General features: G+C 41.4%; 9 protein-coding genes, 1 pseudogene and 2 CRISPR repeat arrays (2 of these 12 running past the window's edge). Of the genes and pseudogenes, 1 reads left to right on the top strand and 9 read right to left on the bottom strand.

Annotated features, from left to right (window positions below):
* A CRISPR array of direct repeats spans nt 1–384; the repeat unit is 29 nt; unit sequence GTCTCAATTCCTTATAGGTAAGGTATAAC (it extends 276 nt beyond the left edge of the window).
* A gap of 385 nt (nt 385–769) precedes the next feature.
* The 9 genes and pseudogenes from FZ952_RS00265 to FZ952_RS00305 all read right to left on the bottom strand — a co-directional run bounded on the left by FZ952_RS00265 (nt 770) and on the right by FZ952_RS00305 (nt 9,336).
* Nucleotides 770–2,473 (bottom strand): sensor histidine kinase, encoded by a 1,704-nt coding sequence (locus FZ952_RS00265; protein ID WP_148880163.1) that lies wholly within the window; start codon nt 2,471–2,473, stop codon nt 770–772.
* Nucleotides 2,470–3,204: a response regulator gene (locus FZ952_RS00270; protein ID WP_148880164.1), complete on the bottom strand. Its 735-nt coding sequence runs from the start codon at nt 3,202–3,204 to the stop codon at nt 2,470–2,472. Before FZ952_RS00270 ends, FZ952_RS00265 begins: the two co-directional genes overlap by 4 nt.
* Nucleotides 3,205–3,263: 59 nt before the next feature.
* Complete coding sequence (msrB, locus tag FZ952_RS00275; RefSeq protein ID WP_148880165.1) at nt 3,264–4,370, bottom strand: peptide-methionine (R)-S-oxide reductase MsrB; 1,107 nt, start codon at nt 4,368–4,370, stop codon at nt 3,264–3,266.
* Between the two features lie 15 nt (nt 4,371–4,385).
* On the bottom strand, nt 4,386–4,949 hold the full coding sequence (locus FZ952_RS00280; protein ID WP_148880166.1) for a redoxin domain-containing protein: 564 nt from the start codon (nt 4,947–4,949) through the stop codon (nt 4,386–4,388).
* Nucleotides 4,950–5,017: 68 nt separating this feature from the next.
* Nucleotides 5,018–5,338 carry a hypothetical protein gene (locus FZ952_RS00285; RefSeq protein WP_062199272.1) on the bottom strand — a complete coding sequence of 107 codons (321 nt, stop codon included), beginning with the start codon at nt 5,336–5,338 and terminating at the stop codon, nt 5,018–5,020.
* 27 nt (nt 5,339–5,365) lie between these two features.
* Entirely contained in the window at nt 5,366–6,076 is a 711-nt protein-coding gene (gene ccdA2 / locus FZ952_RS00290) for a thiol-disulfide oxidoreductase-associated membrane protein CcdA2 (RefSeq protein ID WP_148880167.1), read from the bottom strand.
* Nucleotides 6,077–6,218: 142 nt separating this feature from the next.
* Nucleotides 6,219–7,253 (bottom strand): annotated as a pseudogene (locus tag FZ952_RS00295) (sensor histidine kinase).
* Nucleotides 7,250–7,948 carry a response regulator transcription factor gene (locus FZ952_RS00300; RefSeq protein WP_148880168.1) on the bottom strand — a complete coding sequence of 233 codons (699 nt, stop codon included), beginning with the start codon at nt 7,946–7,948 and terminating at the stop codon, nt 7,250–7,252. Before FZ952_RS00300 ends, FZ952_RS00295 begins: the two are co-directional and overlap by 4 nt.
* Nucleotides 7,949–8,028: 80 nt before the next feature.
* Complete coding sequence (locus FZ952_RS00305; protein ID WP_148880169.1) at nt 8,029–9,336, bottom strand: SSURE domain-containing protein; 1,308 nt, start codon at nt 9,334–9,336, stop codon at nt 8,029–8,031.
* A gap of 346 nt (nt 9,337–9,682) precedes the next feature.
* Between FZ952_RS00305 and FZ952_RS00310 the strand changes: the two genes are divergently transcribed.
* Nucleotides 9,683–10,964 (top strand): ISL3 family transposase gene (locus FZ952_RS00310; protein ID WP_262366304.1). Its coding sequence is split into 2 segments (ribosomal slippage): nt 9,683–10,155 and nt 10,154–10,964, totalling 1,284 coding nucleotides; the frame shifts between segments, so codons are not numbered across the junction.
* 122 nt (nt 10,965–11,086) lie between these two features.
* A CRISPR array of direct repeats spans nt 11,087–11,662; the repeat unit is 29 nt; unit sequence GTCTCAATTCCTTATAGGTAAGGTATAAC (it continues 35 nt past the right edge of the window).

Below are 11,662 nucleotides of genomic sequence, written 5' to 3' on the forward strand. Positions count from 1 at the left end.
AAGAGTCTCAATTCCTTATAGGTAAGGTATAACAGTCTCCTGGTTCGTAAGTAATAATAACTATATTTTGTCTCAATTCCTTATAGGTAAGGTATAACGCAGAAAAACTGCTGAGGCACAAGCTAAAAGACCTCAGTATGAATTGTCTCAATTCCTTATAGGTAAGGTATAACATTCAGTTTCGACGCTGAAACAAATGGCTTGTGGGGTAAGGTCTCAATTCCTTATAGGTAAGGTATAACGATGATGTAATAACGATCAATCCGGGTGAGGAAAGAAGTCTCAATTCCTTATAGGTAAGGTATAACGTCCCGCAAAACTGTTGAAGAACAGGCCAAAAGGCCTCAGTATGAAGGTCTCAATTCCTTATAGGTAAGGTATAACAACAGCATTTTCGCTGTTTCTAGATTGATTGTATCAAAAAATAGGGCTTTTTTCAAGATTTCAATGAAAAAAGTCGGTCGATCTTTTTTGTCCTAGCGCTTATAAACCGCTTGGTTGACAGCTTTTGAAAAGGAGGCAAAAAATCGAAAAGATCGACCGACTTTTTGAAAGATAAAATCAGAAAAATCGAGAGTGGGACAGAAATCGGTAATTCGTTAGAATTCGATTTCGTCGTCCCACCTCCGCACAGTTGAGTAGGGCTGTAAAAGCTGATGAAATCAGCGTAGTAGGCCCACTCAACCACTGCGTCTTGCTCGACAATCCAAAGACAATTGAGAGGCTAGGACTTTTGTCCCAGACTCTTTAATATTGAAGATTAGCGAACTTAATCATCTGAATCTAGCGGCAAATAAAGACTAATCTGGGTGAATTTATCTGCTTCAGACTGGATTTCCATATGATAGTCGTCTCCGAACTGCAATCTCAAGCGTTGATCGACATTTTTCAGACCGACACCACCTAAGTGAAGGAGAGTCGCATCCATAGGAGCGTTAACATCAAATCCTCGGCCGTTATCATAGATAGACAGTCTCAGTTGTCCCTCTTCTACTTTCGACGTCACCCGAATCATGCCATGTCGGTCAATTTCCTTGATGCCATGGTAGATTGCATTTTCAACCAAAGGCTGAAGTACCAGCTTGGGCAGTTTATAATCAGCTAGAGATTCATCCTCTTCAATCTCATATTGGAGCTTGTCACCATAGCGCTGCTTCTGGATGAAAAGATACTGACGAACGTGGTCAATCTCATCTCTAAGAGAAATCTGTTCGTGCCCTTGATTAAGCGCCAAACGGAAATACTGAGCAAGTGACTTTGTTATCTCAACAACACGCTTGCTGTCATTAAACTCAGCCATCCATACAATGGTATCCAAGGTATTATAAAGGAAATGGGGGTTGATTTGAGCTGAGAGGGCTCGGAGCTCATAGCGTCGGACATTTTGTTCTTCAATCTTGACAGCTTCCATCAGCTGTTCAATTTGGTCCAGCATTTTATTGAACTGCTGAGCCAAGTCAACCAACTCTGGAGACCCCTTTGATTCCGCTCGCAGATTTGAGTCACCTGCCCCAATCTTCAGAATGACAGCCTGCAGATTCTGCAGAGGCTTAATCCACAAACGCAGAACAAACCAAATACCAGTCAAGCACAGCAGGAGTGCTAAAACGCTCATTCCCACAAAAGAATAAAGCATCTGTGACTGAAGCATCTGCAATTGCTCTAATGAGGCGACGCCAATTAAAGTCCAGTCGCTGTCCGCAATATCAATCTGGTAGACAAAAGCCTGTTTCTGGTCTGCGTAACCATCCTTGACCGAGATATAGGGCTGCATCGCTTTCATTTCCTGACTGGAGGAATAAACACTCTTCTTAGGATGATAGACAAATTCATGCTGGCTATTGACAATAAAACTAAAGCCTTTCTTCCCTAGCTGAAGCCGATCCAGATAAGCTTTGAGACTCTTATAGCCGATATCCAGACGCAAAACACCCAGATTCTGCCCTGCGTCATCCACCACTTCCTGAGTGACGGAAACAACCCACTTCTCCTTCTCAGATGACAGAGATTCTTTCCGAGCAGGAGTCAAGATAGGCATGGCTCTGGTATGGACAGCTTCCTGATACCATTTTTCATTCATCATATCAGAGGATGTCTGCATGCTGATTTGAGAATCTGTCGAGACCACGCGCCCGTCCTTGGTAACCAATACTGCCGACACCAAATCCGGATCTGTTTCAATGATGGTTTTCATCAAAGACTGAACTGACGTTTCACTGCTTTCTTGATTCTGAGCAAACTTCCGAATCGTTTCTTCCTTGCTCAGTGTGGAAGTGGTTTGTTTTAATTTCTGCAAATAGGAAGCTATGAACTGCCCGCTTTGCTCCATGCTATTACGCGTCGTCCGCTCTGTCAGCTGTCGAATAGTTTCCGAGCTAGTCTGATAGTAAAGACTACCAACAAATCCCAAGAGTAAAAGAACCAGCAGAAAAATATAGACAATCAACTGGATAAGAAGCGGATATCGTTTCATTTCTCCTCTCCTTTTTTAAACTGCCGAGGTGTCAGCCCGACCACCTGCTTGAAGCGCTGAGAAAAATAGTTCATATCTTCAAAACCTACCTGCTCTGCTATTTCATAAATCTTCAAATCTGTAGTCAGGAGTAAGAGTTTTGCTTTTTTCATCCGCTCTTGAATCAGATAATCTTGAAAGGGCAAGCCTAGTTCTTTTTTTATGAGAACACTTAGGTAGGACGGACTGAAACCCAGCTGGGAAGCCAAACTTTTCAGACTTAATTCTGAATCAGCTAGACGCGTATGAATCGCCTCTTCCAACTCAGAGCGTTGCCCTTGATCGACCAAGTTTTGAATCTGTGCTTTTTTACGCTCTTTATCAAGCTTAGTCTGCACCTTAGCCAACATTTCCTCAACATCATCCTTGGAAAATGGCTTGAGAAGATAGTCATCTGCACCTAGCTTAATGGCCGTCCGAGCATAGTCAAAATCATCATAGCCCGTCAAAAAAACGATATGGCACTTAGAAGCCTGGTCCCTGACTAGCTTGGCCAGTTCGAGGCCGTTCATCTGCGGCATATTGATATCGGTCAGCAGGATGTCAGCAGGATTTTCCTGAAATTTCTGCCAAGCTTCTATACCATTTTCAGCCTGGGCAATAACTTGCATACCAAACTGTTCATAGTCTACCAAGGAAGCAATCCCCTGTCTTACCAGATACTCATCCTCTACAATCATAATTGAATACACAAGATTCAACTCCTTATTTTTACTGGATTTATTATAGCAAATTTCCAATCAAAATGCTCTTAAACATAATCCAAAAGATAACCGTAGCCCTTCTTTTCCATCTCAGCTTTTGGAATGAACTTAATGGACAGACTATTGATGCAATAGCGCAAGCCGCCCTTGTCCTTAGGACCGTCAGTGAAAACATGACCCAGATGGGAATTTCCAGCCCGACTGCGAACTTCCGTTCGTGTCATGTTGAAACTCTTGTCTTCTTTGTAAGTCGCAACATCTGGACTGATAGGACGTGTGAAACTCGGCCAACCGCAGCCTGAGTCAAACTTATCCTTTGATGAAAAGAGAGGCTCGCCTGTCACCACATCCACATAGATACCAGCATCAAACTTATCCCAATAGCGGTTAGAGAAGGCCCGCTCTGTGTCATTCTTTTGTGTGACTGCGTATTCTTCTGGCGTGAGCTTGGACTTAATCTCTTCATCGCTAGGCTTTGGATAACGACTAGCTTCGATAACAGGGTAAGCAGCTTGATTGACATCGATATGGCAATATCCATTAGGATTCTTTTTTAGGTAATCCTGGTGATAATCTTCCGCCTTGATAAAGTTTTTCAGAGCTTCTTTTTCGACAGCCAAAGGCTTATCATATTTCTTAGCAACTTCATCAAAGACCTGATTAATAGTATCAAGATCAGCTTCGTCCTTATAATAAACACCCGTTCGATACTGGGTTCCTTTGTCGTTTCCTTGTTTGTTTTTGGAAGTCGGATCAATGATACGGAAATAATGAAGTAAGATTTCTTTGAGAGATATCTTTTTAACGTTATAGGTAATTTTCACCGTCTCAGCATGACCAGTTTGGGAAACTAATTCATACTTGGTTGTGTCGCTCTTACCATTTGCATAGCCAGACTCAGCATCAATGACACCTGGTACTCTAGAGAAATATTCTTCTACACCCCAGAAACAACCGCCAGCCAGATAAATCTCCCGCTTATCTTCTTCCTTGACGTCTTCTTTCTTTTGTTTGGTCACTTCTGTCTTGCTCATAGAGGCTTTCTTGATCTGTTCAGGAGATGATTGCTTACCATTCCCTGCAATCACATAGACCAGTCCAAAACAGAAAAGCAAGCCAATTAAAACCAGAAAAATTTTCCATTTTCCTTCCATTTTCTTTACTCCTTTCTACTTGATTTCCTTTAGTGTTTTTTCAATATCTTCCTTGCTCATATAGCCAATATGCGTCTTGGCAAGAGAACCATCGCTGCCAACAAAAAGAGCAGATGGATAAGAGCGAATACCGTATTCTTTCAGTAATTCTCCCTTAGTATCCATAAGAACTGGCATGTTCTTGTAATCCAAAGATTTATACCATTCCTTGAAATCATCAGCAGACTTTTCTCCATTAAAAGTCGGAGACACCACCGACAGGACAACATAATCTTTTCCTGACTGCTCCTTGGCCAAATCATTGGTATCTCCAAGTGTGGATAGACAGATAGAGCACCAAGAAGCCCAAAACTTTAGATAGACTTTCTTGCCTTTAAAATCAGACAGCTTATAGGTCTTGCCGTCCACTCCTTGCAAAGCGAAATCCTTAGCCATTTTTGTAGCTTGGTTAGAATTTGACTTGCTAGTCATGGAACTTTTATCATTTTTGGAAGCTTCCGAATTCATTTGCTGATTTGAACAAGCTCCCAATAATCCTACACAAAGCAGCCCTGCGGTTAATAGAGACAGTTTTTTCATAGTATTCTTTCCTCTCCAAACAAGGAGAAAGCCGACAAAATTGACGACTTCCACTCTCATTGATAATTTTATTTATCAGATGACATTTCGGATGAATCTTTCATTTCATCCTTCATGCTTGAATCACTTGATTTCATATCATCTTTCATGTCAGACTTACTGTCGGACATCATAGAAGAGTCCTTCATATCATCCTTTTGCATCTTGTCATCAGACATGCTAGAGTCTTTCATATTCTCCTTCTTCATGTCATCTTTTTTCATATCGTCTTTCTTCATCATGCTGCTGTCGTCCATCTTTTTCATATCTGAATTTGACTTTTGACTGGAGCAAGCAGCCAAGGCAAAGATACTAAGAGTAGCCATTGTAAGAGTTGCGATTTTTTTCATGATGTTTCTCCTTTAATTATACAATATTTATCCAAATAACGATGCTAGGATATTGAGATTTCCCAGCATGAGCAAAATTCCCATGAGAATAATGAGAGCACCGCCGATTTTCTTAAGCGTTCCCATATAAGGTTTGAGTTTCGCAAAGCGCTGTAATACCCAGCCGGAAGCCAAAGCCATGGCTAGAAATGGAAGGGCTAATCCAAGTGTATAAACCAACATAAGCAAACCGCCCTGAAGAGCACCAGCTCCCCCAGAAGCAGCAATCGCTAAAACAGAGCTCAGAACAGGCCCAACACAGGGTGTCCAACCAAAGCTAAAAGTAATCCCTAAAATAAAGGCATTAAGCAAGTCACTCCGTTTACTATTCTGTTTAAACTGGATGCTTTTTTGCTTTTGCAGCTGCTGGATATTGATGACGCCCGTTTGGTGGATTCCCAATAGTATGACAATTCCACCCAAAAGATAGCGAAACCAAGGGGCGTATAGGACTTGACCTAGAGCACCAGCACCGTAGCCCAAGACTAAAAATACAGTCGACAATCCCGCTATAAAGCAGAGTGTTTTGACCATCCCATACCAAGAAACCTCTCGTCCTAGAATCTTGAACGTCCTCGGCTGCTCTTCATCTAACAAGATTCCTACATAAACCGGCATAAGTGGTAAGATACAAGGGGAGAAAAAGGAAAGAATCCCTGCCAGAAAAACTGAAATAAAGAACAAAAAACTTGTAGCCATTTCAAAAACCTCTCGATCATTTTCTGACTATAGTATAAAATAAAAATCCCCCTAAAAATAGGGAGATAGATTTGAAAAAACTTGAATTTGATTTTATCTTTTCTACACCATGAGTTGAAAGTATTCACCACTGACTGAGGATTTATGTTAAGTTGAGAGCAAATGTAAAGGTGCTTCCTAGGCCACACTGGCTTTCGACCGTAATTTCTCCACCCAGCTGATGAGCCAACTCACGCGCAATCGCAAGGCCCAGACCATGGCCACCTGTCTTCATATTACGTGAAGTTTCCACACGGTAGAGGCGTTTGAAAATCTTATCCAAATCCTCGGGAGCAATGCCCTGTCCTTCATCTTTCACACTAATTGTCAAGACTTGCTCAGTTAATTGAGCCGTAACCTCAATTTTAGTTCCTGGGTCTGAATACTTAAAAGCATTATTTAGCAAGTTGACCAAGATACGGGAAAGTTTGTCATAATGGCTCTTAATTTTTGCTGACTCAGGAGACACTTGAATGTAAATGTCCCGCTCTTTCTACTCAATCAAGAGCTGAAATTCACTCATAGCCTCGATCAAAAGCTGGTCTAAAAAGACTATTTCAGCTTCTCCATCGGATTCCGCTCGAGGCTGGGCATTAAGAGTCAAAACATCCAATTCTTCCACTAGTTTATTTAAACGCTCTGTCTGGCGACTAATCGTAGTCAGGTAATGAATCTGCTCCTCTTCCTTGATTACTCCATCTAAAATACCCTCCACAGTCGCCTGAATAGAGGTAATGGGAGTTTTAATATCGTGAGAAAGCTGGGCAATCATCATTCCTTTTTCGCGCTCACTTTCATCAAGTGATTCAAACGTTTCTTGCAAGTTATGAGACATATCATTAAAAGCCTGACCCAACTCTTGAAATTCGATAGGGCCCTTGGCGTCAATCTCTGTACTAAAATCTTTGTCAGCAATATTCTGAGCCTGTTTTTTCAGATGCCGAAGGGAAGAAAATACTGGCGATAAGAGAATGAGACTGACTGCTGCTCCAATAAAACTAGCAATCAAGGTCATTCCAACTAGGAAATAAATCTCACTTTTCACGATCAACATTCGCTGAACTGCCCAGAACACGAGCAAAATGGTTAATAGACTAGAAATCAGATACCCCACTATAATGTAACTTTTTAATTTCATTTTATACCTCGTGGTCTTTCCATTTTATACCCAAGACCCCAGACAGTTTTGATGGCAGGAGTGTCTGAACTGGCATACTTGGTCAATTCTTGTCTGAGTGCATGGATATGAACATTGAGGGTATTGGTGTCATCTACGTAGTCTTCCTGCCACACCTTCTCGTAAAGCTCCGTCTTTGAAAAAACTCTCTCAGGATTGCTAGCTAAAATCCAGAGCAGTTCAAAGGACTTCACTGTTAATTCCAAAAAATGCTCCCCGATGCGAACCTCATGAACCACATGATTCATCACCAAATCACCGAGCTCAATTTGTTCTGTCTCATCCCCACGCTGAATACGACGCAAGATATTATTGACTCTTAGAACCAGCTCGCGCGGACTGAAAGGCTTGGCGATAAAGTCATCTGCTCCCAAGCTCAAGCCGTAAATTTTGTCTTGCTCGCTGGTCTTAGCCGTTGTAAAGAGAAAAGGTTGATCAGGTGCGATAGACTGAACCTCACTGATAAAGTCATAACCGTCCATATTTGGCATCATGATATCTGTGATGATCAGGTCAACAGATTTCTTTTTAAAAAGATCTAACCCCTCCACACCATCTCGAGCCACTAAAACCTGATAACCAGCCTGCACAAGATAGCGCTTTTGGATATCTAGAATATCCATCTCATCATCAACGAGTAAAATTGTCTTTCCCATTTGCCAATCTCCTGATAAAAACAGTGTTATACTGGCTTTAGTATAACACTATTTTGAGTAATTTTTAAATGATTTGAACCTTAATCTTCTTGTTTTGCTTTCAAACCTAGAAGGCTAAGAATTCCTGCCAAGGCTAGTCCTAAGAAACCAATGGTAGCTGTAGCTGTTTGAGCTTCACCAGTTTTTGGTAACGTAGGCTTATCATTTTTTTTCATCGTATCTACCATCGGCTTAGAAGTTGGGCGTTCCCCCTTCACATCAGTCATGCGATGATCTACTTCCTTCGTACCCTCAGCTGTACTCATAGAATCTGTTGCAGAAGGGTTCTTATTCATCTGACCTTCTTGAGATGGTGTTGCAGAAGGCTTCTTATTCATTTGACCTTCTTGAGATGGTGTTGTAGAAGGCTTCTTATTCATCTGACCTTCTTGAGATGGTGTTGTAGCCATTTCTTTTCCACGAAGCTGAATCGTTACTTGACGAGTCGCGATAAGATTTGTCAAATCTGGTTTGCCGTCTTTGGCGCCATAAACTTTGACAGTAGCTTGGTAACTGTGAGTTCCGTTAGTACGAAGTTGGTCGAGAAGGGCTTGTCCATCTTTACCTGTCGTGTTGCCATTTAAATCTACTTCGTAGAAGTATTGACCTTTGGCCAAGCCTTCAAGCGGTAAGAGAGCTGGATTATTTGCTGTGCCATTGTCTGACCAAGGTGCCTTGTCAGAAGATTTGAGCAAGAGACGCGTCAACATGCCGTCGCCACCGAAAGCTTCATACGGGATGACTTGGTTAACACCCGCCAAGAATGGACCAGGAACATTCGCTTTTTCTAGGTAGCTGGCTGGAACATCTACTGTATCTTTAGTATTCTCAGCAACGCCTTTTTTAACTTCCTCTGGAGTTGTTACTGATTGAGGAGTAGTCTCTTCACGATCTTGTTTTGAAACTGCATCATGAGTTGCTACTGGCTTAGCTTCTTCTTCTTTTGGTTTGTTAACTTCCGACATAACCTTTTCTTCTTTTGGTTCGTTAACTTCCGACATAGCCTCTTCTTCTTTTGGTTTTGCAACTTCTTCCTTAGGAGCTAGGCTAGACTTGTCTGAAGAATTAGTCTCATCAACTACTTCCTTTAGAGTTGGAGTCGTCTGATTTACAGGAAGAGCTGAATCTACAGCTTCTTTCAGAACTGTCTCTGGCAACTCATACTTTTCTACTGATGATGAATCTACTTGAAGAACTTGAGCAGGAGTTGAAGTGAGAACATCTGCATGCACAGTGTTTGGTTGCCCAACTAGCAAAAAGAAACCACTAGCAACCACGACGGAAGCCACACCCACGCTTAAACGACGGATTGACCAACGAGTATACTTTTGATTTGGATTGAATTTCATAGGATTCTCCTTTGGTTTGTTTTTTATTGACTCTAGTATAATCCCCTAAGATTAAAAAGGAATAAGAAAAAATTAAAATTTTTCTTAAATCCTTCTTATAAAATGCTTATATCGCCTTATCACTCATCAAAAAGCAGATTAAAGAACTTCATCAAATATTCCTAGGCATCATCAGCGATCACCTACTACAATTGATAATAAATCAAAAAATCCATCACTTTCGGGCTCTATAATTTCTGTAGTGGGTAAATCCACCGCAGGGATTATGGAGCCTATTTTGTTGTAGAAAAAAAGTCCCATAAGACCTATAATGAAAAGCAACGAAACCATCATTAGAAAGAATCTTATGGAACAATTAAATTTTATCACAAACCTACTCGAAATTAAAGACAAAAATATCATCATTCTAGATTACAAGGACTCGGGGACTCATAAAGAAATCCTCGCTAAGCTAGATTATCCCGCACCTAAATGCCCTCACTGTCAAGGACAAATGGTTAAATATGACTTCCAAAGAAAATCCAAAATCCCCTATCTAGAGTGTGCGGGATACAAAACGCTGATTCGGTTAAAGAAACGCCGTTTCCGCTGTCAGGATTGCGGGAAAGTAGCTGTCGCAGAAACGCCCTTAGTCAAGAAGAATCACCAAATCGCAACCATCGTCAACCAGAAAATCGCTCAAAAATTGATCGAGAAAGTCCCTATGACGGCCATCGCTGAAAGCTTAGCAGTTTCCACGTCAACCGTCATTCGCAAACTAAAAGAATTCGAGTTCAAGACTGATCTCAACTGGCTTCCAGAACACATGTCTTGGGAGTGAAACAGTCTGGGGAGAGACTGTTTCAGCTGGCTTCAAGAAGGGAAAGATGAGCTTCATTGCGCAGGATTTTGACTCGCTCAAGGTCATCACAATTCTGGACGGACGAACGCAAGCAACCATTCGCAATCACTTTCTGCGCTATTCCAGACAAGTCCGAAACAGCGTTAAAGTCATTACAATGGACATGTTTAGTCCCTACTATGACTTGGCTAGACAACTTTTTCCATGCGCTAAAATCGTCCTCGATCGCTTTCATATTGTCCAACACCTGAGCCGGGCTATGAGTCGTGTTCGTGTTCAAATTATGAAGCAATTGGATCGAAAATCTCACGAATACAAGGCACTGAAACGCTACTGGAAACTGATCCAACAAGATAGCCGTAAACTCAGCGATAAACGCTTTTATCGCCCGATTTTTCGCATGCATTTGACCAACAAAGAGATTCTGGAAAAGCTACTCTCTTACTCTCAAGAACTCAGAGAACACTATGAGCTTTACCAACTCTTGCTTTTTCATTTTCAAGAGAAACAAGCGGAGCATTTCTTTGGACTCATTGAAGAAACAATTTCTTGTATAAATCCTATCTTTCAGACTGTTTTTAAAACCTTTCTCAAGGACAAAGATAAAATTATCAACGCTCTTGAACTCCCTTACTCAAATGCAAAACTGGAGGCTACTAACAACCTCATCAAGGTTATCAAGCGCAACGCTTTCGGCTTCAGGACCTTTGACAACTTCAAAAAACGCATCCTCATCGCTTTGAATATCAAAAAGGAGAGAACAAATGTTGTCCTCTCCAGAGTATGACTTTTCGTTAACCCACTACAGTTGACAAAGAGCCAAAACAAAAGGCGAACAAATTCTCAGGCTTCCCAGCAGACAAGAATTTGCTCGCTTTTTTGGTGCCCTCGGAGACAGACAAAGACACACAAGCAATTCCTTATAGGTAAGGTATAACCAGCCACAGCAGCCGCAACCAAATCCGGATCAGCCACAGCAGGTCTCAATTCCTTATAGGTAAGGTATAACTAGTTGGGATCGGGCAATGGCTGAGCGCATGTCGAGATGTCGTCTCAATTCCTTATAGGTAAGGTATAACTAAATTCATTTACCCAAGAAAAAGTCGCTTGGGTGAATCCACCAGAAATGGTGTCTCAATTCCTTATAGGTAAGGTATAACAGGTTGGCACTATGATAACTGTAAATGACTGGCGCAAGCAAGGTTGTGTCTCAATTCCTTATAGGTAAGGTATAACGATTAATCTCCATAGCTCAAATAGCGGGAGGGGGTCATGAGTCTCAATTCCTTATAGGTAAGGTATAACTTTGACCAAGGGAAAATTAAGGCGGCTATTCTTAAAGGTCTCAATTCCTTATAGGTAAGGTATAACGATGATAGCCCAATCTCTCTTAATCAAATCGTCGATAATGTCGAGTCTCAATTCCTTATAGGTAAGGTATAACATATAACGAATAATGCAGACAGTAATTCATTGTCTGGCTCA

The sequence above is a fragment of the Streptococcus sp. Marseille-P7376 genome, from assembly GCF_902460385.1.
In the GTDB taxonomy this organism is placed as follows: Bacteria; Bacillota; Bacilli; order Lactobacillales; family Streptococcaceae; genus Streptococcus; species Streptococcus sinensis.